Annotated in this window: 23 protein-coding genes; 12 read left to right on the forward strand and 11 right to left on the reverse strand. The window is 61.8% G+C overall.

All coding sequences use genetic code 11. The features are described 5' to 3' along the window. Positions 1 to 101 precede the first annotated feature (101 nt). From JFU04_RS27335 to yccS, 5 genes are all read left to right on the forward strand, one after another. The gene (locus JFU04_RS27335; protein ID WP_106802428.1) at positions 102 to 992 is read left to right on the forward strand and encodes an alpha/beta fold hydrolase; all 891 of its coding nucleotides are present in this window, start codon (positions 102 to 104) and stop codon (positions 990 to 992) included. 36 nt (positions 993 to 1028) lie between these two features. Then, positions 1029 to 2456 carry a multidrug transporter subunit MdtD gene (gene mdtD, locus JFU04_RS27340; protein ID WP_065904823.1) on the forward strand — a complete coding sequence of 476 codons (1428 nt, stop codon included), beginning with the start codon at positions 1029 to 1031 and terminating at the stop codon, positions 2454 to 2456. A gap of 177 nt (positions 2457 to 2633) precedes the next feature. Next, entirely contained in the window at positions 2634 to 3971 is a 1338-nt protein-coding gene (dbpA, locus tag JFU04_RS27345; protein WP_232005461.1) for an ATP-dependent RNA helicase DbpA, read from the forward strand. 165 nt (positions 3972 to 4136) lie between these two features. Beyond that, the gene (locus JFU04_RS27350) at positions 4137 to 5315 is read left to right on the forward strand and encodes an NAD(P)/FAD-dependent oxidoreductase (RefSeq protein ID WP_106802427.1); all 1179 of its coding nucleotides are present in this window, start codon (positions 4137 to 4139) and stop codon (positions 5313 to 5315) included. Between the two features lie 202 nt (positions 5316 to 5517). Then, entirely contained in the window at positions 5518 to 7701 is a 2184-nt protein-coding gene (gene yccS / locus JFU04_RS27355; RefSeq protein WP_065904826.1) for a YccS family putative transporter, read from the forward strand. A gap of 51 nt (positions 7702 to 7752) precedes the next feature. Here the strand turns inward: yccS and JFU04_RS27360 are convergent, their stop codons facing one another. Then, complete coding sequence (locus JFU04_RS27360; RefSeq protein WP_065904827.1) at positions 7753 to 8490, reverse strand: substrate-binding periplasmic protein; 738 nt, start codon at positions 8488 to 8490, stop codon at positions 7753 to 7755. A 192-nt stretch (positions 8491 to 8682) separates the two neighbouring features. Here JFU04_RS27360 and JFU04_RS27365 point away from each other — a divergent pair, with 192 nt between their 5' ends. Further along, positions 8683 to 9135, forward strand: a complete 453-nt coding sequence (locus tag JFU04_RS27365) for a GNAT family N-acetyltransferase (RefSeq protein WP_201146036.1) — start codon at positions 8683 to 8685, stop codon at positions 9133 to 9135. A 154-nt stretch (positions 9136 to 9289) separates the two neighbouring features. On the opposite strand, the gene JFU04_RS27370 is transcribed toward JFU04_RS27365, so the two are convergent. The 3 genes from JFU04_RS27370 to JFU04_RS27380 are packed head-to-tail and all read right to left on the reverse strand — an operon-like array spanning position 9290 to position 12255. Continuing rightward, a complete protein-coding gene (locus JFU04_RS27370; RefSeq protein WP_065904835.1) occupies positions 9290 to 9586 on the reverse strand; it encodes a winged helix-turn-helix domain-containing protein in 297 nt (98 codons plus the stop codon). Between the two features lie 19 nt (positions 9587 to 9605). Continuing rightward, positions 9606 to 10106 carry a M48 metallopeptidase family protein gene (locus tag JFU04_RS27375; protein ID WP_010207148.1) on the reverse strand — a complete coding sequence of 167 codons (501 nt, stop codon included), beginning with the start codon at positions 10104 to 10106 and terminating at the stop codon, positions 9606 to 9608. A 43-nt stretch (positions 10107 to 10149) separates the two neighbouring features. Further along, positions 10150 to 12255, reverse strand: coding sequence for a putative bifunctional diguanylate cyclase/phosphodiesterase (locus JFU04_RS27380; protein WP_201146037.1), 2106 nt, complete (start codon positions 12253 to 12255; stop codon positions 10150 to 10152). A gap of 312 nt (positions 12256 to 12567) precedes the next feature. Between JFU04_RS27380 and JFU04_RS27385 the strand changes: the two genes are divergently transcribed. Then, on the forward strand, positions 12568 to 13233 hold the full coding sequence (locus tag JFU04_RS27385) for a polysaccharide lyase family 7 protein (RefSeq protein WP_106802425.1): 666 nt from the start codon (positions 12568 to 12570) through the stop codon (positions 13231 to 13233). 181 nt (positions 13234 to 13414) lie between these two features. Here JFU04_RS27385 and fba read toward each other — a convergent pair whose 3' ends face one another. The 6 genes from fba to tkt all read right to left on the reverse strand — a co-directional run bounded on the left by fba (position 13415) and on the right by tkt (position 19731). Beyond that, positions 13415 to 14479, reverse strand: a complete 1065-nt coding sequence (fba, locus tag JFU04_RS27390) for a class II fructose-bisphosphate aldolase (RefSeq protein WP_003177554.1) — start codon at positions 14477 to 14479, stop codon at positions 13415 to 13417. A gap of 198 nt (positions 14480 to 14677) precedes the next feature. Next, a complete protein-coding gene (locus JFU04_RS27395) occupies positions 14678 to 15010 on the reverse strand; it encodes an MliC family protein (protein WP_106802423.1) in 333 nt (110 codons plus the stop codon). Positions 15011 to 15072: 62 nt separating this feature from the next. Then, on the reverse strand, positions 15073 to 15300 hold the full coding sequence (locus JFU04_RS27400) for a hypothetical protein (RefSeq protein WP_201146038.1): 228 nt from the start codon (positions 15298 to 15300) through the stop codon (positions 15073 to 15075). A gap of 29 nt (positions 15301 to 15329) precedes the next feature. Then, positions 15330 to 16493 (reverse strand): phosphoglycerate kinase, encoded by a 1164-nt coding sequence (locus tag JFU04_RS27405; RefSeq protein ID WP_025857657.1) that lies wholly within the window; start codon positions 16491 to 16493, stop codon positions 15330 to 15332. Positions 16494 to 16510: 17 nt separating this feature from the next. Continuing rightward, entirely contained in the window at positions 16511 to 17566 is a 1056-nt protein-coding gene (gene epd, locus JFU04_RS27410; protein WP_058415149.1) for an erythrose-4-phosphate dehydrogenase, read from the reverse strand. A 167-nt stretch (positions 17567 to 17733) separates the two neighbouring features. After that, positions 17734 to 19731 (reverse strand): transketolase, encoded by a 1998-nt coding sequence (gene tkt, locus JFU04_RS27415; protein WP_106802419.1) that lies wholly within the window; start codon positions 19729 to 19731, stop codon positions 17734 to 17736. A 259-nt stretch (positions 19732 to 19990) separates the two neighbouring features. Here tkt and JFU04_RS27420 point away from each other — a divergent pair, with 259 nt between their 5' ends. The 5 genes from JFU04_RS27420 (at position 19991) to JFU04_RS27440 (ending at position 24990) form a co-directional block, all read left to right on the forward strand. Continuing rightward, positions 19991 to 20986 carry an ArsR/SmtB family transcription factor gene (locus JFU04_RS27420; RefSeq protein ID WP_065904848.1) on the forward strand — a complete coding sequence of 332 codons (996 nt, stop codon included), beginning with the start codon at positions 19991 to 19993 and terminating at the stop codon, positions 20984 to 20986. A gap of 19 nt (positions 20987 to 21005) precedes the next feature. Beyond that, positions 21006 to 22196, forward strand: coding sequence for a methionine adenosyltransferase (gene metK / locus JFU04_RS27425; protein ID WP_034109862.1), 1191 nt, complete (start codon positions 21006 to 21008; stop codon positions 22194 to 22196). Positions 22197 to 22412: 216 nt separating this feature from the next. Continuing rightward, positions 22413 to 22763, forward strand: a complete 351-nt coding sequence (locus tag JFU04_RS27430; protein ID WP_065904850.1) for a hypothetical protein — start codon at positions 22413 to 22415, stop codon at positions 22761 to 22763. Positions 22764 to 22859: 96 nt separating this feature from the next. Continuing rightward, the gene (ligB, locus tag JFU04_RS27435) at positions 22860 to 24524 is read left to right on the forward strand and encodes an NAD-dependent DNA ligase LigB (RefSeq protein WP_201146039.1); all 1665 of its coding nucleotides are present in this window, start codon (positions 22860 to 22862) and stop codon (positions 24522 to 24524) included. Between the two features lie 70 nt (positions 24525 to 24594). After that, entirely contained in the window at positions 24595 to 24990 is a 396-nt protein-coding gene (locus JFU04_RS27440; RefSeq protein WP_065904854.1) for a DUF1090 domain-containing protein, read from the forward strand. Positions 24991 to 24996: 6 nt separating this feature from the next. Here the strand turns inward: JFU04_RS27440 and JFU04_RS27445 are convergent, their stop codons facing one another. Continuing rightward, positions 24997 to 25446: a c-type cytochrome gene (locus tag JFU04_RS27445; protein WP_065904855.1), complete on the reverse strand. Its 450-nt coding sequence runs from the start codon at positions 25444 to 25446 to the stop codon at positions 24997 to 24999. Positions 25447 to 25548: the final 102 nt, after the last annotated feature.

A 25548-nucleotide genomic window follows, 5' to 3' on the forward strand; every position in this document is an offset into this window, starting at 1 on the left:
AAAAAACCTCGTTATAACGGTTAGTGGCACCCCGCCACTAACCCCACGTGCGCGCACGTGATGCACGACCTTGCCTGGATTGGGCAAGCTGGAGCGTTGACATGAACCATGGAAGTTTTGTCATTGAAAAGCTGTTCAAGCACTACAACGTTCATGTTGAGCAGCTGGGAAACGATTCGGAAAAGAACACCGTGCTGATGGTCAATGGAGCGCTGTCCACCACGCGCTCCTTTGCCCGGACCAGCAAATGCCTGGCCGAGCACTTCAATGTGCTGCTGTTCGACCTGCCGTTCTCCGGCTATTCGCGCGAACACAACACCGACCTCGACCTGGTGACCAAGGACGACGAGGTGCAGATCCTGCGGGCCCTGGTCGAACGCTTCGAGGTCAATCACCTGGTGTCGGCCTCCTGGGGCGGCATCTCGACACTGCTGACCCTGGCGCACAATCCGCCCTCCATCGAAAGCTCGGTGGTGATGGCCCTGGCACCCAACCTCAACCAGGCGATGCTCGATTATGTAGAGCGCGTACGCGTGCTGATCGAGGCCGATGACAAATCCGCCGTCGGCCACTTGCTCAACGAGACGGTGGGCAAGTACCTGTCGCCGCGCCTCAAGCGCAACAACCATCGTCACCTGTCGAACATGGCCACCACCGAATACCGCCAGGCGCGCTTTCATATCCATCAGGTACTCGCGCTGGGGGATGGCAACTACCTGCCGGCCCTCACCCGCATCGAGACGCCGGTGCACTTCATCAACGGCACGCTGGACGAATACACCCCCGCCGCAGAAGCCCGGTTATTCAAACAGTATGTCGGGCGCAGCAGCTTTGCCGTGGCGGAACACACCGGCCATTTGCTTGACCTGGAATCCCGTGAGGCGGCCCTGGCGGTGCACCGTGCCTTGTTGGATTTCCTGGTGGGAGAGCATGCAACGATGTCGGATTTAGACGAACCGCCAGTGGGAAAAGGAGCGACGGATGGCGCATAATCGCCGACACATAGCCTGCTAACAAAAAGGTCACCTATGCCGAATCGCGCCCCTCTCGATGCCAAGACCGCCCGCTGGCTACCCTGGGTGGTCGCGATTGCCTTCTTCATGCAATCGCTGGATGGGACGATTCTGAACACGGCATTGCCGGCCATGGCCCGCGACCTCGCAGAGAACCCGCTGCGCATGCAAGGGGTGGTGATCGCCTACATGCTCACCGTCGCCTTGCTGATCCCGGCGTCGGGCTGGGTTGCCGACCGTTTCGGCACCAAACGCATCTTTTTCGGCGCGATCATGCTGTTCAGCATCGGCTCATTGTTGTGTGCACTGTCGAGCAGCCTGACCATGCTGGTCGGCGCGCGGGTGATCCAGGGCCTGGGTGGCGCGCTGATGCTGCCGGTCGGCCGGCTCGTGGTGCTGCGCGCCTACCCCCGCTCCGAGCTGGTGCGCATCATGGGTTTCATCACCATCCCCGGCCTGCTTGGCCCGCTGCTTGGCCCGACCATGGGCGGCTGGATGGTGCAATACCTGACCTGGCACTGGATCTTCCTGATCAACCTGCCGGTAGGCATGATCGGTTGCTACGCCGTGTGGAAATTCATTCCCGACCTGCGCGGCAGCGAGCGCACGCGCTTTGATGGCGTCGGGTTTCTGCTGTTCGGCGCGGCAATGGTGCTGATCACTATCGCCATGGAGGGCCTGGGCGAACTGCACTTGCCGCACCTGCGCGTGATGTTGCTGCTGTTCGGCGGGCTGGCGTGCCTGGCGGCGTACTGGCTGCGCGCCGGGCATATCGAGAACCCGCTGTTTTCGCCCGTGCTGTTCAAGACCCGCACGTTCGCCGTGGGCATCCTCGGCAACCTGTTCGCGCGCCTGGGCAGCGGCGCCCTGCCGTTCCTGGTGCCGTTGCTGTTGCAGGTAGCGCTGGGCTACTCGCCGTCCGAAGCCGGCATGAGCATGCTGCCGCTGGCGGCGGCGGCGATGTTTGCCAAGTCCATCGCCCGGCCGCTGATCGAGCGCCTGGGTTACCGAGTGGTGCTGACCGGCAACACCCTGGCTTTGGGCATCATGCTCGCGAGCATGGGCCTGGTCAGTGAACACACGCCCTACCCACTGCTGCTGGGCATGCTGGCGATACTGGGCGCGATCAACTCGCTGCAGTTCACCGCGATGAACACCGTCACCCTGATCGACCTCGACGACGCCCAGGCCAGCAGCGGCAACAGTTTGCTCTCGGTAGTGGCGCAGTTGTCCCTGAGCCTGGGGGTGGCCTGTGCAGGCGCGTTGCTCGGTGGCTTTACCGCCGAAGCCGGCAACGACGGGGTCGACAGTGTGCTCGGCGCCTTCCAGCTGACCTTCCTGACCGTGGGCATCATGGCGATGCTGGCTGCTGCGATCTTCCTGCAGCTGTCGCCCAAAGACGGCAAACGCGTGGTCAGCCGCGAGCACGACATCGAGCATTGAAGCCGCTGCAAGCGTGCCGCTTGCAGCTCATCAGTTGCCGCTGTCCCCCACCCCCTTGTCTGGAACATGCGAAAAAACCCACGGGGGGCTGCTACACTGCGCAACATTTTGTTTTGCAGAGCCAGTCCCGTGACTACCATCGCCACCGCTTTTAATACTTTGCCGCTTTCCGCCGCCATGCTGGCTAACCTCGACTCGCTGGGTTATGTCGAGATGACGCAGATCCAGGCGCAAAGCTTGCCGGTGATCCTCAAGGGGCTGGACCTGATCGCCCAGGCCAAGACCGGCAGCGGCAAGACCGCGGCCTTCGGCATCGGCCTGCTGAACCCGATCAACCCGCGCTACTTCGGCTGCCAGGCCCTGGTAATGTGCCCGACCCGCGAGCTGGCCGACCAGGTCGCCAAGGAAATCCGCCGCCTGGCCCGCGCCGAAGACAACATCAAGGTGCTGACGCTGTGCGGCGGCGTGTCCCTCGGCCCGCAGATCGCTTCCCTGGAACATGGCGCCCACGTCATCGTCGGCACCCCGGGCCGGATCCAGCAGCACTTGCGCAAAGGCTCACTGGTACTCGACGGCTTGAACACGCTGATCCTCGATGAAGCCGACCGCATGCTCGACATGGGTTTCTACGACGCCATCGAAGACATCATCAGCAAGACCCCGGCCCGTCGCCAGACCCTGCTGTTCTCGGCCACCTACCCGGTGAGCATCAAGCAGCTGGCGTCGAAATTCATGCGTGCGCCGCAGCAAGTGAAGGCCGAGGCGTTTCACTCCGACGACCAGATCGAGCAGCGTTTCTACGAGATTTCCCCGGAAGAACGCATGGACGCCGTGACCAAGGTGCTGGCGCATTTCCGCCCGGCATCCTGCGTGGCGTTCTGCTTCACCAAGCAGCAGGTGCAGGAAACCGTGGATCACCTGACGGCCAAGGGCATTTCTGCCGTCGGCCTGCATGGCGACCTGGAGCAGCGCGACCGTGACCAGGTGCTGGCGATGTTTGCCAACCGCAGCACCTCGGTACTGGTCGCCACCGACGTTGCCGCCCGTGGCCTGGACATTGACTCGCTGGACATGGTGATCAACGTCGAGCTGGCCCGTGACTCGGAAATCCACATCCACCGCGTCGGCCGTACCGGGCGTGCGGGCGAGACCGGCATCGCCATCAGCCTGGTAGCACCGTCCGAGGCGCACCGCGCCCAGGCCATCGAGCAGCTGCAGAAATCGCCGCTGAACTGGGACCAGCTGGACAACCTCAAGCCACAAAGCGGCGGCCCGCTGCTGCCGCAGATGAGCACCCTGTGCATCGCCGCCGGCCGTAAGGATAAGGTTCGCCCGGGCGATATCCTCGGCGCCTTGACCGGTGAAGCGGGCATCCCGGGTGCGCAGGTCGGCAAGATCGCCATCTTCGACTTCCAGGCGTTTGTAGCCGTGGAGCGTGGGATCGCCAAGCAGGCGCTGCAGCGCTTGAACGACGGCAAGATCAAAGGCCGTTCGCTGCGCGTGCGGATCCTGTAAAAAAAACCGCGTTCCTATTGAAGGAACCGAATCAATGTGGGAGCCGGGCTTGCCCGCGATGCAGGCGACTCGGTCTGAAAGATTGACCGAGTTGATGCCATCGCAGGCAAGCCAGCTCCCACTTTTGATTGCATTTCAGATCAATATTTTTGTGAGGACATTGCTGTGCGCTCGACCGAAGTTGTGATCATTGGCGCCGGCGCCGCAGGCTTGATGTGCGCACTGACCGCCGCCGGGCGTGGGCGCAAGGTGATGTTGATCGACCATGCCAACAAGGCCGGCAAGAAGATCCTGATGTCCGGTGGTGGCCGCTGCAACTTCACCAATATGTACACCGAGCCGGCCAACTTCCTCTCGCACAACGCACACTTCTGCAAATCCGCCCTGGCCCGCTATACCCAGTGGGATTTCATCGGGCTGGTGGCCAAGCACGGCGTGCCATACCACGAGAAAAAACTCGGCCAGCTGTTCTGCGACAACAAGTCCAGCGACATCCTCGGCATGCTCTTGGATGAGTGCATCCAGACCGGCGTGAGCCTGCACCTGGACACCTCCATCGAAGAAATCGCCAAGCTCGACAACGGCTATCAGCTGCAGACCACCCTGGGTGAGTTGCGCTGCGAGTCCCTGGTGATTGCCACAGGCGGCCTGTCGATTCCGACACTTGGCGCCACCGGCTTTGGTTATCAGGTGGCCAAGCAGTTCGGTCACGAGCTGCTGCCGACCCGCGCGGGGCTGGTGCCGTTCACCATCACCGACCAGCTCAAGGAATTGTGCGGCGAGCTGTCCGGCACCTCGGTGGATTGCCTGGTCAGCTGCAACGGCCAGAGCTTTCGCGAGAACCTCCTGTTTACCCACCGTGGCCTGAGCGGCCCGGCGATCCTGCAGATTTCCTCGTACTGGGAGTCCGGCGATACCGTGGAGATCAACCTGCTGCCCGATCACGACGCCCACAGCTGGCTGCAACAGCAACAAGTCGAGCGTCCCAACAGCGAGTTGAAAACCCTGCTGGGAGAGATCTTCACCAAGAAGATGGCCAACCTGCTGGCGGAAACCTGGTTCGTATCCAAGCCCATGAAGCAATACACCCATGCCGAAGTGGCCGATATCGCGCAAAAACTCGCGAGCTGGCAACTGGTGCCGGCGGGCACCGAAGGCTATCGCACCGCCGAGGTGACGCTGGGTGGCGTGGACACGCGGGAAGTCTCGTCGAAAACCATGGAGTCGCTGAAAAGCCCCGGGTTGTACTTCATTGGGGAAGTGCTGGATGTGACCGGTCACCTGGGCGGGTTCAATTTCCAGTGGGCGTGGGCATCCGGCTACGCCGCCGCGCAGTACGCCTGAAGCGCGTACTCGGTCAAACTGTGGGGGCTGGCTTGCCTGCGATAGCGGTGGTGAATTCACCGCCGTCATCGCAGGCAAGCCCGCTCCCACATTCGTTTTGGGGTGGCACTCAAAAATATGCAATGAGATGTGATCGCTACGCTTGCCGTGACGTCACTGATGGCTCAATTTAGCGGCATCGTCCCGGAAGACTCCAGCCTTCATGTCATCGACCTCGTTCAAGCAGTCCATGCGGCGCCTGTGGGCGCTGGATAAATTCAGTTACAGCGTTCGGGTATTCATCGCCCTCACCGGCAGCATGGCGCTGTGCTGGTACCAGGATGAAATGACGCTGCTGATCCCGCTGTTCCTGGGGATTATCGCCAGCGCCCTGGCCGAGACCGACGACAGTTGGCAAGGCCGCCTGAATGCCCTGGCGGTGACGCTGGTGTGTTTCAGCATTGCCGCGCTGTCGGTGGAGTTGCTGTTCCCCTACCCCTGGATCTTCGCGATCGCCCTGGCGCTGGCCAGTTTCTGCCTGACCATGCTCGGCGCCCTCGGCGAGCGCTACGGGGCGATTGCGTCGGCGACGCTGATCCTGTCGGTCTACACCATGATCGGCGTTGACCAGCGCGGTGGCGCGGTTTCCGATTTCTGGCACGAACCGCTGCTGCTGGTGGCGGGAGCTGCCTGGTATGGCGTGCTTTCGGTGCTGTGGCAGGCGCTGTTTTCCAACCAACCGGTGCAGCAGAGCCTGGCGCGGCTGTTCCGCGAACTGGGGCGCTACCTCAAGCTCAAGTCATCCCTGTTCGAACCGATCCGTCAACTGGATGTGGAAGCGCGCCGCCTGGAATTGGCCCAGCAGAACGGCCGGGTGGTCGCGGCGCTGAATGCGGCGAAGGAAATCATCCTGCACCGTGTGGGCAATGGTCGCCCAGGCTCGAAGGTCAGTCGCTACCTGAAGCTGTACTTCCTGGCCCAGGACATCCACGAGCGCGCCAGCTCATCGCATTATCCCTACAACGCCCTGGCCGAGGCGTTCTTCCACAGCGATGTGCTGTTCCGCTGCCAGCGCCTGCTGCGCCAGCAAGGCAAGGCGTGCCAGGCCCTGGCCGAGTCGATCCAACTGCGCCAGCCGTTCATCTATGACGACAGCTTCGCCGAGGCCCTGGGCGACCTGAACGCATCGCTGGAACACCTGCGCATCCAGAGCAACCCGGCCTGGCGCGGCCTGCTGCGCTCGTTGCGCGCCCTGGCGGCCAACCTGTCGACCCTCGACCGCCTGCTCGGCGACGCCAGCAACCCCGACGCCCTGGCCGACGCCACCGACAGCAACCTGCTGGACCGCGCGCCGCGCAACCTCAAGGAAATGTGGACGCGCCTGCGCACCCAGCTCACGCCGACGTCGCTGCTGTTTCGCCACGCCTTGCGCCTGGCCCTCGCCTTGACCGTCGGCTACGGCATGCTCCACGCGATCCACGCCTCCCAAGGCTACTGGATCATCCTCACCACCCTGTTCGTGTGCCAGCCCAACTACGGCGCGACCCGGCGCAAACTCGGCCAGCGGATCATCGGCACCGCCATCGGCCTCACCGTGGCCTGGGCACTGTTTGATCTGTTCCCCAGCCCGCTGGTGCAATCGATGTTTGCCATCGCCGCCGGCCTGGTGTTCTTTATCAACCGCACCACGCGCTACACCCTGGCCACGGCGGCAATCACCCTGATGGTGCTGTTCTGCTTCAACCAGGTGGGCGATGGCTACGGGCTGTTCCTGCCGCGCCTGTTCGATACCTTGCTCGGCAGCCTGATCGCCGGCCTGGCGGTGTTCCTGTTCCTGCCGGACTGGCAGGGCCGACGCCTGAACAAAGTGCTGGCCAACACCCTGACCTGCAACAGCATTTACCTGCGCCAGATCATGCAGCAGTACGCCGCCGGCAAGAGCGACGACCTCGCTTACCGCCTGGCCCGGCGCAATGCGCACAACGCCGACGCAGCCCTGTCCACCACCCTGGCGAATATGCTGATGGAGCCCGGACACTTTCGTAAGGAGGCCGATGTGGGCTTCCGCTTCCTGGTGTTGTCGCACACCTTGCTCAGCTACTTGTCGGGCCTGGGCGCGCACCGCGAAACCCAGCTGCCAGCCGAAGTACGCGAGCATTTGATCGACGGTGCCGGTAACAGCCTGGCGGCGAGCATTGATGAAATCGCCACCGGGCTGGCGAACAAGCAGCCGATTGCGATCCAGAGCGATGCCGAAGAAGCGCTGGCGGCGGACCTGGAGCAGATGCCGGATGAGATCGATGAAGGCCAGCGGTTGGTGCAGACGCAGTTGGCGCTGATCTGCCGGCAGTTGGGGCCGTTGCGCACCTTGGCGGCGCATTTGATCAAAGACACCCGCGCGGCTTAGGTCGCTACCCCCGTAGGCGCCGGCTTGCCGGCGATAGGGCCCCCAAGGACGCTACATCCCATGCTGCCGCATCAATCGCGCATAACTGCCATCAGCCTTCATCTTGGCAATCTCCCGATCAAAGCTGGCAACGATCTGCTCATGCTGCGGGTTCTTCAGGCTGACCAGAATATGCAGGCTGTTTTCACTCAGCGGCTTGGGTAGAAACTCCACCGCATTGCGCACCCGCGCCGATTCGCGCGCCAGGTAATAACGCGCCACGTATTCATCTTCCACTGTCAGCCGCACCCGCTGCGCCGCGAGCATGCGCACGGCCATGGCGAAGTTATGCACAGGGACTTTCTGCAACTGTGCATCCGCATCGAACGCCGCCGAATAGGCATAGCCGCGCACCACCGCGACGGGGTAGTCGTGCAGTTGCTCAAGGGTCTGGAAGTCGATGGGGTCGTCGTGGCGCTTGATGAAGCGCACACGGTTAAGCAGGTATTCGCCGGAGAACTGGCCCAGTTTCGTACGGGCATCGTCGTACCAGGCATTGACCAGCACGTCATAGCGGCCATCGCCGACGCCCATCAGCGCACGGGCCCAGGGCACTTGTTCGAAATCGCTGGCGTAGCCCGCGCGAGCCAGGGCCGTGCTGACAATGTCGGTAGCCAGCCCGCCGTTGATCAAGGTGGCATCGGTAAAGGGTGGCCAGGCATCCGCCACCAGGCGCAGACGCTGAGCGAACGCAGGCGTCGCCAGCAACACCACTCCAATCAAAGCAACGACACGAGTGAATCGCAGCATGCTCAAAGTCCTTGGCGGGCACTTGTTCCAGGCGGTGCCTGAGGTTCTAACAGTAGCTCAGATTACACAAAGAAACGGGCAGCGAATGCACTCAATGATGGCAAATTGATTTCACTCACAAAAATAGCTGATTTAGACAGACTCACCCGCCGCGCTTACTATCCAGACCTGACACTTATGCGAGAACACACCATGACAGTTGATTGGGTCTGCAAACATCACGACGAGCTGGGCAAAGAGCAGCTATACGCCATCATGCGCCTGCGCAACGAAGTGTTTGTCGTCGAGCAGAAATGCATTTACCAGGACCTCGACGGGCAGGACTTGTCGGGCGACACCCATCACCTCATGGCCTGGCAGGACAATGAACTGGTGGCCTACCTGCGCCTGCTGGACCCGGAGTTCCAGGGTGGTGATGTGGTGATCGGCCGCGTGATCGTCGCACCGGTGGCGCGCGGCACCGGGCTGGGGCATCGGATGATGACCGAAGCGCTCAAGCAAATCGCTGATATCTGGCCCGAGACGCCGATTTTTCTCTCGGCCCAGGCGCACCTGCAGGGCTATTACGGGCAGTATGGCTTTGTGGTGGCGGGTGAGGAGTATCTGGAAGATGACATTCCACACATCGGCATGCGCCGCGACTGAGAGCCTCATCGCAGGCAGCTCCCACACATCAAAAGGTGGGAGCAGCCAATCAAGCTTCAGCGAAGCGGCGGCATGGGCGATAGGGGTTGGCCCCTCGCGATCCCTGTGGGAGCTGGCTTGCCTGCGATGGCGCCAGCGCACTCACCACCGACCTTCAGGGATACCCCAGCACCTGCTTCACCGACGCCAGATTCGCCTCGATCCACCGCCGATCAATCGCACCCCAGTCGCGAATCCGGTAATGCCCGGCATGGTTGCGGGCGCCGTCTTCCTGCTCGAACTCACACACGATATCCAGGTCCGCCAACGCCGCAATCGTGTCCTGCGCGGTGCGCCGGGGCATGCCGGTGGCGTCGGTCAGGGCCGGTACGCTGCTGGCCTGGCCGCTGTCGATCAGGTAGGCCACGTACAGGCGGCGGTAGAAGCTGCTCTTGGTCTTGCTCACATCCATGGTCGGTCGCCTTGTGCGGTCAGGGTTTGCCCTGCAGGTCGCGATACGTGAGGTACACCCGCAGGTCGAATTCCACCTGATGGTAGCCGGGCATCATGTATTCGCAGAGTTTATAGAACGCCTTGTTGTGGTCCGATTCCTTGAAGTGTGCCAGCTCGTGCACCACGATCATGCGCAGAAATTCCGGCGCGGCCTCTTTAAACAGCGCGGCGATGCGAATCTCTTTCTTGGACTTGAGGTTGCCGCCCTGCACCCGCGAAATCGTGGTGTGCAGGCCGAGGGCGCGATGGGTCAGGTCCAGGCGGTTATCGAACAGCACCTTGTCGATGGCCGGCGCGTTGCGCAGGTGTTCCTGTTTCAAGGCCAGGGCATACGCGTACAGGGCCTTGTCGCTCTGCACGGCATGGCGTTCGGGGTAGCGCTGCTCCAGGTAGGCGCCCAATTGGTCCTTGGCGATCAATTGGCGCACTTGCTCTTGAAGGGCAGCGGGGTAGGCCTGGAGGTATTTCAGCGCGGTCATGGGGTATGGCAACAGAATTCGGAAGGTCGCCAGTGTAACGAATTCAGCGCAAGCGAGTGCGTGACCAGTCGACCACTTCCTCGGCCATCAACGGCTGCGCCGCCCAGGAACCCTGGATAAACGCGCAACCATTGGTCTTGAGCCAGTGGGCTTGCTCGGGGGTTTCCACGCCTTCGGCCACCACCAGCACATCAAAATGCCCGCACAGCTCGATGATGCTGCGCGCCATCGCGGCGTCGCGTGCCGAGCCCGGCAGGCGTGCGACCAATTGCGGATCGAGTTTGAGCGTATCGAACGCCAGGTCGCGCAGGTGGGCCAGGGAGCACTGGCCGGCGCCAAAGTCATCGAGGGCAATGCGCACGCCGATCCGACGCAGCAACTTGAGCTGTTTGGCGGACTCTTCCAGGTTGCTCATCAAGCAGTCCTCGCCGATTTCCACCTCCAGCTGCCGCGCCTGCAGCCCATGTCGCTCGAGTACCTGCTGCAGTTGGTTGGCCAGGTTGGGCATATTGAACTGGCTGCTGCTCAGGCTCACGCTCAACACCAGCTCATCGTCGAACGTGGCTTGCCACGCCTGGCGCTGGGCAGCGACCTGCTGGTAGATCCAGGCACTCAATTGGCTGATCAACCGCGCCTCTTCCAACAATGGCAGGAACAACCCCGGCGGCACATCGCCGACACTCGGGTGCTGCCAGCGCAACAGCGCCTCGACGCCGCGCAGACGTCCGTCTGCCAGCGACACCTGAGGCTGATACACCAGGGTGAAGTCCTTGTTTTGTATGGCGGTGCGCACGCTGTCTTCGAGCATCAGGCGCGAACGGGCGCGGCCGTTCATTTCCTGATCGTAATAGCGATATTGCTGACGCCCCGCACGCTTGGCTTCGTACATGGCGATGTCGGCAGCGCGCAGCAGGCCATTGAGGTCCGAACCACAGTCCGGAAAAATCGCGATACCAATGCTCACACCCAGCATCACATCCAGGCCATCCACCTGCTGGCAAATCGAAACCCGGTCGATCAGTTTTTCCGCAATCTTCGCCGCCTGCTCCGGGAACTCCAGCTCCAGCAACGCGGTAAATTCATCCCCACCCATGCGGCCCAGAACGTCACCGGAGCGCAGGCAACCCTGCAATTGCTCCGAGACCCAGCGCAGCACCCGGTCGCCGGCGTCATGACCCAGGGAGTCGTTGACTCGTTTGAAGCCATCGAGATCCAGATAGAGCAGCACCAGGCAATGTTCCGCGCGCTCGCTGCGCAGCAAGGTGTTCTCGACGGTCTGGTAGAAGCCGCGCCGGTTCAGCAGGCCGGTCAGCGGGTCGGTGACCGCCTGGAACTCCAACTGCTGATGCAGGTGACGCACCTCGGACATGTCCAGCACGGTCACCACCATGGCCTTCTGTTCGGTCGGCAACGGCGCACACGACAACGCCACCGGCACTTGCTGGCCACGGCCGGTGCGCAGGATGGCGTCGTGCAGGCGCCAGGTTTCGCCCTTGCGAAACCCGGCATACATCTGCGACTCCAGCCACGTAGGGACATGCGGTTTTTGCAGGAAGCCGAGGAATTCCTGGCCCTGCAGCTCATGGATCGTGGCATTGAGCAGGCGCGAGATCGCCGGGTTGGCGTATTCGATCACCCCACCTTCGCTCACCACCAGGATGCCTTCGGCGGCGTTATCCAGCACCGAGGCGTTGAAGGCGCGCGCCGATTCCAGGTCATGACTCAGGCGCTGCAAGGCCCGGCGGTTACGCTGGTGCTCCAGCAACGCCTGGACCTTGGGCTTGAGGATATGCGGGTCGAAGGGTTTGAACAGGTAGTCGATGGCGCCACTGGCGTAGCCTTCCAGCACAGCAGCCGGGGATTGGGCATTGGCACTCAGGAAGATGATCGGCGTCATGCAAGTGCGCTGGCTGCCGCGCATCAGGCGGGCGACTTCAAAGCCGTCCATGCCGGGCATCATCACGTCGAGCAGCACCAGGTCGACCTCATGTACCAGCAGCAACTCAAGGGCTTCCAGGCCGGAACCGGCGGTGACTACCTGCCAGTCTTCCCGCTGCAAAAGTGCGCGCATGCTGATCAGGTTTTCCGGGTAGTCATCGACCACCAAAAGAACCGAACTGCTATCGCCGTGGTGTGGAGCGCATTCCATGCTACATCTCTTCCTTGGGAGCCCACTCCGGTCACTTCTGGGAGAAAACCCGGACAAACACTGAGGCCTCACTCTAGCCCCGGTTCCGAAAAATCAGAAGTAACCTCAGTGCCATCATTGCGCCAAAGCTCAGGAAGCCGACTAACGGTCAGTGCCTGCAGCCCACGGTTCATGGGAAACATGGCTTTTTGGCATTCCTCTGGCGCCAATAATTTGCCAGCGATTAATTAACAAGCGGAGGACTACGGCCTATAAAGAACCTGTCTGGCCTAAGGGCCATAGCCTACACCCCTCTGTAAAAAGGCCTACGCCATGATCGACCTCTCTACCTGGAACCTGAGCATTCCCGTTGGCTCGCCCCCCGCGACCATCGACACCCCGAAACTGCTTAGCGGCTTCAAGGACCAATATTTCCAGGCCGAAGGCAGCAACGTACAATTCTGGACCCCCGTCACCGGTACCCGCACCGAAAACGCCGTCTACCCGCGCAGCGAACTGCGCGAAACCTACGCCGACGGCCGCTTGCGCAACTGGACCTACCCCGACGCCGACAATTTCCTGCGCGCCACCCTGGCCGTCAACCAGGTGCCCTCCAGCGGCAAGATCGTCATCGGCCAGATTCACGCCTATGACAGCCAGAAACCGCTGATCAAGCTGGAGTATCAATTCAAGGAAAAAACCCAGACCGGCAACATCGTCGCCAAAGTGCGCATGCGCCCGGACGAGGACGAAGGCCGGGTGATCATCGTCGCCTCGAATGTGCCGCTGGAAAAAACCTTCACCTACGTCATCAACCTGAACAAGGCCGGGCTGCTAAGTGTGTATGCCGCCGACGGTGAGTGGAACGAGCGCATCGGCGCAGCGTGGGGTGCCAAGCCGCTGTACTTCAAGGCCGGCGCGTATGTGCAGGACAACAGTGGCAACAGCAAGGAAGGCGCGCGGGTGACGTTTGCGAAGTTGGACATTGATCACGACTGAGCGGCATCTCATCTCAAGACCCTCAAGCGCGTGCCCGTAGTGGCCCGGCTTGCCGGCGATGGCGTGCGCAGGGTCGTCCTCAGGCTTCAGGCGCCCATCGCCGGCAAGCGGGGCGCCTGCACATTAAGCGTCGCGCATAAAAAAACCCGCATTTCTGCGGGTTTTTTATTAACGCTTAGGCTTAGTTCACCTTGGCGTTCAACTCACCTTTCAGGTAACGCTGGTACATCGCTTCCAGGGAGATCGGCTTGATCTTCGAAGCGTTGCCCGCAGTACCGAAGGCTTCATAACGCGCGATACATACGTCACGCATGGCCGTCACGGTAGCGCCGAAGAATTTGCGTGGGTCAAATTCGCTCGGGTTGGTGGCCATCAGGCGACGCATCGCACCGGTGGAGGCCAGGCGCAGGTCGGTGTCGATGTTGACCTTGCGCACGCCGTACTTGATGCCTTCGACGATTTCTTCAACCGGTACGCCGTAGGTTTCTTTGATGTCACCGCCGTACTGGTTGATGATCGCCAGCCACTCTTGCGGAACCGAGGAAGAGCCGTGCATCACCAGGTGGGTGTTAGGGATGCGCTTGTGGATTTCCTTGATGCGGTCGATGGCCAGCACGTCGCCGGTAGGCGGCTTGGTGAACTTGTAGGCGCCGTGGCTGGTGCCGATGGCGATGGCCAGGGCATCAACCTGGGTCTTCTTGACGAAGTCGGCGGCTTCTTCCGGATCAGTCAGCATCTGGCTGTGATCCAGCACACCTTCGGCGCCGATGCCGTCTTCTTCACCGGCCATGCCGGTTTCCAGGGAACCCAGGCAGCCCAGCTCGCCTTCAACCGAAACGCCGCAGGCGTGCGCCATGGCCACGGTTTGTTGGGTGACGCGGACGTTGTATTCGTAGTCGGTCGGGGTCTTGCCGTCTTCACCGAGGGAGCCGTCCATCATCACCGAGCTGAAGCCCAGCTGGATGGAACGCTGGCACACGTCCGGGCTGGTGCCGTGGTCCTGGTGCATGCACACCGGGATATGCGGGAATTCTTCGATCGCGGCGAGGATCAGGTGACGCAGGAACGGGGCACCGGCGTATTTGCGCGCACCGGCCGAAGCCTGGACGATCACCGGGGAGTCTGTCTTGTCAGCGGCTTCCATGATGGCGCGCATCTGCTCAAGGTTGTTGACGTTAAAGGCTGGGACGCCGTAGCCGAACTCGGCTGCGTGGTCCAGCATTTGACGCATGCTGATAAGTGCCATTGTGTTGTCTCTCCCGGTCGAGGGTCGTTAATCGTGCAAGCCTGCCGTAGCGGCGGCTGCTATTCAAGTTATTGCAGGTCAGGGTGAGTGCATCTGACCGGCTGAATCGTTATTGCTGATGAGCTGGACTTAAATTCCAATCGGAAACACCGCTTTCGCGGGCAAGCCAGTTCCCACATTTGATCTTCAGTGATCTCACTATTGGGCCTTGCAGCCGCGCCCGATCAAATCATCAGTGGCGACCCAGTAAACCAGGCCTTCCTCACCTTTTGTGTGGAACGCCAACTGGTCGTTGCTATAAAGCACGCCCGAGGCGGCAACGTCCTGTTTAAGGCGATAAACCTGGTCCGAACCACCGAGGCGAACATCCACCTCGTTGCGGGCCTGGTTGGCAAAGCGCCAGTTCACCTCGGCCTTGCTGTCGCAAATCCAAGTGGTCCATTTATCGGCAGGCTCTGCCTTGTTGAACATGTTCATGCTGCTGCAACCGGCCAGAAGGGCCAGGGCTGCCAGGGCGAAAACGCCTTTCATTGCCAATCCTCGAACGACGGCCCAAAGCGCCGTCATTGCTGTCGGTTAGTTGATCTGACCCGTCAAGGGCAACCCTGTTCCTGACCGTTGGGCGCGGCGTCGTATTTCTCCAGCCGCTCGTTGCCGATGCGCTTGTTGATCACCGGCATGGTCTCGGCCTGCCAGCCCGCCTGATAACAGCTCTTTTTCTGCGCCGGGGCAGACTTATCCGCCTCCGGCACACTGCTTGGCGTGCTGCCGCAGCCGGCCAACAGGCCCGCCGCGATCATCAATGCCAACGGCTTGATCATGGGAATACTCCTTTTCCGGATCACGAGCCTCAGCCTTTGGCTCGGGTTTCCAGCACTTCAACGGCCGGCAGGACTTTGCCTTCGACGAACTCGAGGAACGCGCCGCCACCGGTAGAAATGTAGGAGATCTGGTCAGCAACGCCATATTTATCGATGGCGGCCAGGGTGTCGCCACCACCGGCAATGGAGAACGCCGAGCTTTCGGCAATAGCCTTGGCCAGCACTTTGGTGCCGTTGCCGAACTGGTCGAACTCGAACACGCCGACCGGGCCGTTCCACAGGATGGTCTGCGAGGCTTTCAGCAGTTCAGCGAAGTTCGCCGCGGTTTGTGGGCCGATATCCAGGATCATGTCGTCGGCAGCCACATCAGCAATCAGCTTGACGGTAGCTTCGGCGCTTTCAGCGAATTCCTTGGCCACGACCACGTCGACCGGCAATGGCACGCTGACTTTGGCGGCGATGGCGCGGGCGGTGTCGAGCAGGTCCGGCTCGTACAGCGACTTGCCTACCGGATGGCCGGCGGCGGCCAGGAAGGTGTTGGCAATGCCGCCGCCGACGATCAACTGGTTGCAGATCTGGCTGAGGCTGTTGAGCACGTCCAGCTTGGTCGAGACCTTGGAGCCGGCCACGATGGCGGCCATTGGTTGTGCCGGCGCACCCAGGGCCTTGCCCAATGCATCCAGTTCAGCGGCCAGCAGTGGGCCAGCAGCGGCGACCTTGGCGAACTTGGCCACGCCGTGGGTCGAACCTTCGGCGCGGTGGGCGGTGCCGAAGGCGTCCATCACAAACACGTCGCACAGCGCAGCGTACTGCTGGGCCAGTTCGTCGCTGTTCTTTTTCTCGCCTTTGTTGAAGCGCACGTTTTCGAACAGCACGATGTCGCCGGCCTTCACGTCGACGCCACCCAGGTAATCAGCGACCAGTGGCACGTCGCGACCCAAGGCCTTGCTCAGGTAGTCGGCTACCGGCTTGAGGCTGTTCTCGGCGGAGAACTCACCCTCGGTCGGACGACCCAGGTGCGAGCAGACCATCACGGCCGCGCCTTTTTCCAGGGCCAGCTTGATGGTCGGCAGCGAGGCCAGGATTCGCGCATCGCTGGTGACAACACCGTCCTTGACTGGGACGTTGAGGTCTTCGCGAATCAGTACGCGCTTACCTTGCAGATCGAGGTCGGTCATCTTCAACACGGTCATGGGTCGCAGTTCCTGAATTACTGTTGAGGTTGTTTAGAGGCGATGTGCAGATAATGTTCCGCAACATCCAGCATTCGGTTGGCAAAGCCCCATTCGTTGTCGAACCAGGCCAGGATGTTCACCAGCCTCGGGCCGGAAACGCGGGTCTGGCTGGCATCGACAATGGCCGAATGCGGGTCATGGTTGAAATCACAACTGGCGTGGGGCAACTCGGTGTAGGCCAGCAGGCCTTTGAGCGGGCCGCTGGTGGCGGCGTCGCGCAGGATCCGGTTGACCTCCGTCGCGTCGGTATCGCTGACGGTTTGCATGGTGATGTCCAGGCAGGACACGTTCACCGTCGGCACCCGTACGGCTTTGGCCTGAATTCGCCCGGCAAGTTCCGGCAACAGTCGCTCGATACCGCGAGCCAGGCCGGTGGACACCGGAATCACTGACTGGAACGCCGAGCGCGTGCGACGCAGGTCTTCGTGGTGATAGGCATCGATCACCGGCTGGTCGTTCATCGCCGAGTGAATCGTGGTGATCGACACGTAATCCAGGCCAATCGCCTGATCCAGCAGGCGCAACAGCGGCACGCTGCAATTGGTGGTGCAGGACGCGTTGGAGACCAGCAACTCGTTGCCGGTCAGGCAATCCTGGTTGATGCCGTAGACGATGGTGGCGTCGACATCCGCCTCGCTGGCCATCGGCTGGGAAAACAGCACGCGCGGTGCGCCGGCGTCGAGGAAACGCTGGCCATCGGCACGGGTGTGGTAGGCACCGGAGCATTCCAACACCAGGTCGACGCCCAGCGCCGCCCAGTCGATGCCCTCGGGGGTGGCACTGCGTAATACTTTTACGCAGTCGCCATTGATATGCAGACAATCGCCTTCCACACGCACTTCGCCGGGGAAGCGGCCGTGAGTGGAGTCAAAGCGTGTCAGGTATTCGATGCTGGCCATGTCGGCCAAATCGTTGATAGCAACAATCTCAAACCCGGCCGCCGCCCCTCGCTCGAACAGAGCACGCAAGACGCAACGACCAATGCGGCCGTAGCCGTTGAGTGCAACTTTGTAAGGACGCGGTTGGGGCATGGGGTTCTCGATTACCTTGGGTAATGGGGTGTCTACCAGACTGCCTTCGCGAGCAAGCCCGCTCCCACATTTGGAATGGGTTCACAATTGCAACCATGTGAACCCGATCTAATGTGGGAGCGGGCTTGCTCGCGAAGGCGTCAGTACAGCCACCTCAATCTACAGCCTTAGTCTTCCAGCAGCTCTTCAGCCTGGCCCAGGATATTTTCCAGGGTGAAGCCGAACTCTTCGAACAACGCTGGCGCCGGCGCCGACTCACCGTAGGTGGTCATGCCGATCACGCGGCCTTCCAGGCCCACGTACTTGTACCAGTAGTCGGCGTGAGCCGCTTCGATGGCGATACGCGCGCTGACCTGCAGTGGCAATACCGATTGCTTGTAGCCGGCGTCCTGGGCTTCGAACACGCTGGTGCACGGCATGGACACAACGCGCACGTTGCGGCCTTGCTCGGTCAGCTTGTCGTAGGCCTGGACGGTCAGGCCGACTTCGGAACCGGTGGAGATCAGGATCAGCTCCGGCTCGCCGACGCAGTCCTTGAGCACATAACCGCCACGGCTGATGTCGGCGATCTGCGCGTCGGTACGCGCCTGGTGCTGCAGGTTCTGACGCGAGAAGATCAGCGCCGAAGGGCCGTCCTTACGCTCGATCGCGTGTTTCCAGGCCACTGCGGATTCGACCGCGTCGGCTGGACGCCAGGTGTCCAGGTTCGGCGTGGTGCGCAGGCTGGTCAACTGCTCGACCGGCTGGTGCGTCGGGCCGTCTTCGCCCAGGCCGATGGAGTCGTGGGTGTACACGTGGATCACGCGCTTCTTCATCAATGCGGCCATGCGCACGGCATTGCGCGCATATTCCATGAACATCAGGAAAGTCGCGCCGTAAGGCACCAGGCCGCCGTGCAGGGACACGCCGTTCATGATGGCGCTCATGCCGAACTCGCGCACGCCGTAGTACATGTAGTTGCCGCTGGCGTCTTCGGCCGAGACACCTTTGCAGCCTTTCCACAGGGTCAGGTTGGAACCGGCCAGGTCAGCCGAGCCGCCGAGGATCTCAGGCAGCAGCGGGCCAAAGGCGTTCAGGGTGTTCTGGCTGGCTTTACGGCTGGCGATGGTCTCGCCCTTGGCCGCGACTTCGGCGATGTAGGCCGAGGCTTTTTCCGAGAAGTCCGCAGGCAGGTCACCGGCCAGGCGGCGTACCAGTTCGTTGGCCAACTCAGGGAATTCGGCGGAGTAGGCCGCGAAACGCTGGTCCCACTCGGCTTCGGTCGCCAGGCCTTTTTCCTTGGCGCTCCACTCGGCGTAGATGTCGGCCGGGATTTCGAACGGGCCGTGGTTCCACTTCAGCGCTTCGCGGGTCAGGGCGATTTCCGCGTCACCCAGTGGGGCGCCGTGGCAGTCTTCTTTACCCTGCTTGTTCGGCGAGCCGAAACCGATGGTGGTCTTGCAGCAGATCAGGGTGGGTTGCTCGCTCTTGCGCGCGGTGTCGATGGCGGTCTTGATCTCTTCCGGATCGTGGCCATCCACGTTGCGGATCACCTGCCAGTTGTAGGCTTCGAAACGCTTGGGCGTGTCATCGGTGAACCAGCCTTCGACTTCGCCGTCGATGGAAATGCCGTTGTCATCGTAGAAGGCGATCAGCTTGCCCAGGCCCAGGGTGCCGGCGAGGGACGCGACTTCGTGGGAAATGCCTTCCATCATGCAGCCATCACCCAGGAACACGTAGGTGTGGTGGTCGACGATGTTGTGGCCAGGGCGGTTGAACTGCGCGCCCAGGACTTTTTCGGCCAGCGCGAAACCAACAGCGTTGGCCAGGCCTTGGCCCAGGGGACCGGTGGTGGTCTCGACGCCTGGGGTGTAGCCGAATTCCGGGTGGCCCGGGGTGCGGCTGTGCAGCTGGCGGAAGCTCTTGAGGTCATCGATGGTGACGTCGTAGCCGGTCAGGTGCAGCAGCGAATAGATCAGCATCGAGCCGTGGCCGTTGGACAGCACGAAGCGGTCACGGTCGGCGAACGACGGGTTGCTCGGGTTGTGTTTCAGGTAGTCACGCCAAAGTACCTCGGCGATATCCGCCATGCCCATCGGGGCACCGGGATGGCCGCTGTTGGCTTTTTGCACGGCATCCATGCTGAGGGCACGAATGGCGTTGGCACGCTCACGACGGCTGGGCATCGCTGATCTCCTGGGGTTTGAATAAAAGAAACGGAAAAAAGGACCGGCATTTTCCCTCAGCCACCGCCTGCGGGCAATGACAGATAGTCACTTGTGGGTGTTTTTCCTGTGCTTTGCGCGGCAATCGCTTGCAGAAAAGACCGACCGGTTCGTCTAAAGGTTATAGCGGCTGCTTATAACTGCCACTTATCGTTCAATATCAAAACTTTTTGATATTGGCCTTGCGAGGTCTTCACCTCGTCACTAGACTGCTGGCCTTATGAATCTACCCGTGCCCTCCCTGCGTCCTGACGACGGCGATGACCTGGCAGCCTTGTGCAAGGCCGCTGGCGACCCGTTGCGCCTGAACGTATTGCGCGCACTGGCCAACGATTCGTTCGGCGTACTCGAACTGGCGCAGATCTTCGCCATCGGCCAGTCCGGCATGAGCCACCATTTGAAGGTCCTGGCCCAGGCCGACCTGGTGGCCACCCGCCGCGAAGGCAATGCGATTTTCTACCGTCGCGCCCTGCCCCACACCGAGTTGCTCGGCGGCAAGCTGCACGCCGCCCTGCTCGAAGAAGTCGACAGCCTGGCCCTGCCCAGCGACGTGCAGTCGCGCATCGGTCAGGTCCACGGTCAGCGCGCCGCCGCCAGCCAGGATTTTTTCACCCGGGTTGCCGAGAAGTTTCGCGCCCAGCAGGACCTGATCGCAGGTTTGCCGCAATACCGCGACAGCGTACTGGCGCTGCTGGACAAGCTGAGCTTCAGTGATGAAGCCACGGCACTCGAAGTGGGCCCTGGCGATGGCGGTTTCCTGCCAGAACTGGCGCGGCGTTTCCAGCAAGTCACGGCGCTGGACAACAGCCCGGCCATGCTCGAACTGGCGCGCCAGCTCTGCGAGCGTGAAGCGTTGGGCAACGTGCGCCTGCAGTTGGCGGATGCGCTCAATCACAACAGTCTGCAGGCCGACTGCGTGGTGCTGAATATGGTGCTGCACCATTTCGCTGCCCCCGCAGACGCCCTCAAGCAGATGGCGAAGTTGCTGCAACCCGGCGGTAGCCTGCTGGTCACAGATTTATGCAGCCACAACCAGAATTGGGCCAGGGAGGCCTGCGGTGATCTCTGGTTGGGTTTTGAACAGGACGATCTGGCCCGTTGGGCCACCGCTGCGGGACTCGTTCCCGGGGAAAGCCTCTATGTAGGTTTACGTAATGGTTTCCAGATCCAGGTCCGCCATTTCCAGCGGCCGGCTGGCGACACTCACCATCGGTAAATTTCAGGAAAACATCGAGATGAGCGAATACTCCCTTTTCACCTCCGAGTCCGTGTCTGAAGGGCATCCGGACAAAATCGCCGACCAGATTTCTGATGCGGTGCTGGACGCCATCATTGCTGAAGACAAGTTCGCCCGTGTGGCGTGCGAGACTCTGGTGAAAACCGGTGTAGCGATCATCGCTGGCGAAGTAACGACTACCGCCTGGGTTGACCTGGAGCAGATCGTTCGTGATGTGATCACCGACATCGGCTACACCAGCTCCGACGTCGGCTTCGACGGCGCGACCTGCGGCGTGATGAACATCATCGGCAAGCAATCGCCTGACATCAACCAGGGTGTCGACCGTGCCAAGCCTGAAGATCAGGGCGCCGGCGACCAGGGCCTGATGTTCGGCTACGCCAGCAACGAAACCGACGTGCTGATGCCAGCGCCGATCACCTTCTCGCACCAGCTGGTGCAACGCCAGGCTGAAGCCCGCAAGAACGGCCTGCTGCCTTGGCTGCGCCCGGACGCCAAGTCCCAGGTGACCTGCCGCTACGAAGGCGGCAAAGTCGTCGGCATCGACGCCGTTGTACTGTCGACCCAGCACAACCCGGACGTTTCCTACGCTGATCTGCGTGAAGGCGTGATGGAGCTGATCGTCAAGCACGTACTGCCGGCCGAACTGCTGTCCAAGGACACCCAGTTCCACATCAACCCGACTGGCCAGTTCATCATTGGTGGCCCGGTGGGCGACTGCGGCCTGACCGGTCGCAAGATCATCGTCGACAGCTACGGCGGCATGGCCCGTCACGGCGGTGGCGCGTTCTCCGGCAAAGACCCGTCCAAGGTTGACCGTTCGGCGGCCTACGCCGGTCGCTACGTGGCCAAGAACATTGTCGCCGCGGGCCTGGCCGAGCGCTGCGAGATCCAGGTGTCCTACGCCATCGGCGTGGCCCAGCCGACGTCGATCTCGCTGAATACCTTCGGTACCGGCAAGATCAGCGACGACAAGATCGTCAAGCTGGTGCGCGAGATCTTCGACCTGCGCCCTTACGCGATCACCACCATGCTCGACCTGCTGCACCCGATGTACCAGGAAACCGCAGCCTACGGCCACTTCGGTCGTACCCCTGCGCAGAAGACTGTCGGCGACGACACCTTCACCACCTTCACCTGGGAAAAAACCGATCGCGCCAACGACCTGCGCACCGCCGCCGGCCTGTAATCGCTCACGGCATATAAAGCCTCGCCGGGTTTACCCCCGGCGGGGCTTTTTTATTGCCTGCGGGATCACCCTCACATTTTTTGGATCCAAAGCTTGCAGGCCAAATAATGGCCCTCTAGAATCCGCGCCCTCTCGGGCCCTCTACCTTATTTGGATATTGCCCTGCGCCAGCCCGGGATCGATCAGCGCGCAGGCAATCGAACATTGAGGTTTTTCATGCGCATCTCCACGCTCGCCCCTGCCGCCCTTCTGCTCAGCCTGTTCGCCCTGCCGGCCCAATCCGCCGACCTGAGCGCACTGAGTGGCGCGCTGACGTCCCAACTGGGTGGCGGCAACTCCGGCGACTGCCAGAAGCAATCCGCGGACCTGCAAGCCAAGATCGATGCAGCCGAAGCCCAGAAAGACAACCTGAAAGTGAAGGCCTTCAAAGCGGCGCAGGAGCAGATCAACAAAGGCTGTAACAAACTTGCTGAAACCCAGGCCAAGGCCGACGCCAAGCAGCAAACCCAGGAGGCCAAGGCTGATAAGAATGACGCCGTGAAAGCCTTGGGCGGTCTGTTCAAGTAACTGGAAACACCCGGTAAAAAGCCCCGCACTGCCGGGGCTTTTTTGTGCCTGCCTGGATCACTTAGGCTGGGCGCCCTTTACGAGCAAGGAATGCTCATGACGCGCTTACTGATTGCGCTGCTGCTCAGCACGCTGACCTTTTCAGCCTGGGCTGACGGCTGCCCGGCTGAAGCCCGGACCCAACTCGGCAGCCTGGCCGAACAGATCCGCCAGTGGGATGACAGCTATCACCGGCTCGGCCATTCCCCCGTCAGTGATGAACTCTACGACCAGGCTCGCCAACGCCTCGCGCAATGGCGCGAATGTTTCCCTCAACCCACGGCAAAGGCCGACAACCCACTGGCCAGCGCACGCGGCACCCTGGCTCACCCGGTCGCCCATACCGGGCTGGCAAAACTGCTGGATGAACAGGCAGTCGGCACCTGGCTCGGCACGCGCCAGGAAGTGTGGATACAACCCAAGGTCGATGGCGTGGCGGTGACATTGGTGTACCGCCAGGGTCGGCTGAGCCGGGTCATCAGCCGTGGCGATGGCCTGCTCGGCCAGGACTGGTCAGCCTCGGCGCGCAAGATCCCCGCTATTGTCCAGCAGCTGCCGGAGCCCCTCGACCTGGTGCTGCAAGGCGAACTCTACTGGCGCCTCGACGACCACGTGCAGTCGGCACATGGCGGGCTCAATGCCCGCAGCAAAGTGGCTGGGCTGATGAACCGCAAACACTTGAGCGACATCGAAGCCGCCGGCATCGGCGTGTTCATCTGGGCCTGGCCCGACGGCCCGGCCGCGTTCAACGAGCGCCTCGCCAGCCTGGCACGCTGGGGTTTCACCGACAGCCAGCGCTACAGCCAGCCCATCCAGGACATTACCCACGCCGCACACTGGCGCGCCTATTGGTACAACCATCCCCTGCCCTTCGCCAGTGATGGCGTGGTGCTGCACCAGGCGCAGCGCGCACCCGCCGGGCGCTGGCAGGCCAGCACGCCGTACTGGGCGGTCGCCTGGAAGTACCCGGCGGCCAAGGCCCTGGCACTGGTGCGCAACGTGCGGTTCAAGATCGGCCGTACCGGGCGCATCACCCCCATGCTCGAACTCGAACCCGTGCGACTGGATGACCGGCAGATCAGCCGTGTCAACGTCGGCTCGCTGAAACGCTGGCAAGCACTGGACATCCGCCCTGGCGATCAGGTCGCCATCAGCCTGGCGGGCCAGATCATCCCACGGTTGGACCAAGTGATCCTGCGCAACGCCACCCGGGTCGACCTGCCGGTCCCGGACCCTCTGGACTTCCACGCCTTGAGCTGCTGGCAGCTGGACCCCGGCTGCGAGGAACAACTGCTGGCGCGGCTCACCTGGCTCAGCGGTGATCAAGGCCTGGCCTTGCCCCATATCGGCCGCGAAACCTGGAACATATTGATCCAGGCCGGTCTAATCGCAGGCTTTCTCGATTGGTTAACCCTGGACGCGGCAGAGCTTGCTAACATTGATGGCTTCGGCGATCGCAGCCGCGCGCGGGTGCTCGACAGCCTGCACAGCGCGCGGCAACGGCCCTTCGCCCAATGGCTCAAGGCCCTGGGCATACCGCCTGCGGCACGCAACAACCTGGAAGGCGGCTGGCAGACACTGGCCGCCAAGGACACCCAGGCCTGGCAGGCCACCGATGGCATCGGCCCGGGTCGCGCAGCGCAACTGAGCGCTTTTTTTCGCGATCCGCACGTACAGGCTTTGGCTGAAACACTACGCGTGGCCGGGATAGACGGGTTTTGAACCCGGCCTGGCCACCTTTGAACGGCGGCAGAATTCATCCTGCTGCCAGATTGCGACTTTGGAGTCCCACATGAAATTTCTCGCCCCCTTTGTCTTGTTGACTGTCGCAAGCTGCATGGCCACGCCACTGCTGGCGGCCGAAGAAGTTGCCCCCCTCACCGGCTGCGCCGCCAAGCGCCAGGCCATCAGCGCCCAGATCGAACAAGCCAAGGCGCATGGCAACAGCGCGCAACAGGCCGGCCTGGAAAAAGCCCTGAGCGAAGTCACTGCCAACTGCACCGACGCCTCCTTGAGGAAGGAGCGCGAAAACAAGGTGCTCGACGCCAAGCACGAAGTCAGCCGCCGTCAGGCTGACCTCGACAAGGCAATGAAAAAGGGCGATGCCGAGAAAATCAACAAACGTAAGGACAAGCTCGCCCAGTCGCGCAAAGAACTGCAGGACGCCGTGGAACAACTCGACGAATAACGCCGGTCAGTGATCGCGAAACTGCTTATGGCAGGCGCTGCAGGCATCTTCGACTTTCTGCACCGCAGGCCCAAGGTTGCTGGCCTTGTACGGCTGGACCTGGCTGGCGACCACCAGTTCACCGGTGGCCGCTTCAAGGTTGCGGGCCAGTTCCTGGAAGCGTGCCTGTTGTTGCCATACGTCGTCCTTGGCACTGGTGTGATCTTCTTCGCGCACGCTCGGGAAGTGCTTCCACGGTTCATGCGACAACGCATCAAGCTTGACCGCGCCTTCGGCAAACTTCGCGCCGTCGAACGGGATGCGCCCACGCAACATGCCGCCCAGGTCCTCGCCAGTCTTGAGCATCTGCTTGAAAATCGCCTTGCGCTGGCCCAGCGGGGAATTTGGATCGACGCCGCCACAGGCGGACAAGGCCACGCAGGCCAGCAATACAACCGTCAGTTTTTTAAAAGTCATGATGGCTCAGGGTCACGGGAAACGGCGGCCAGTATCCTCGCCCCGCCCGTAAAGACCAATAGCCCTATTAATAATAAGGGTTGCCCGACTGCGCTACAGCGC

The organism is Pseudomonas sp. TH21 (assembly GCF_016651025.1).
In the GTDB taxonomy this organism is placed as follows: Bacteria; Pseudomonadota; Gammaproteobacteria; order Pseudomonadales; family Pseudomonadaceae; genus Aquipseudomonas; species Aquipseudomonas aylmerensis.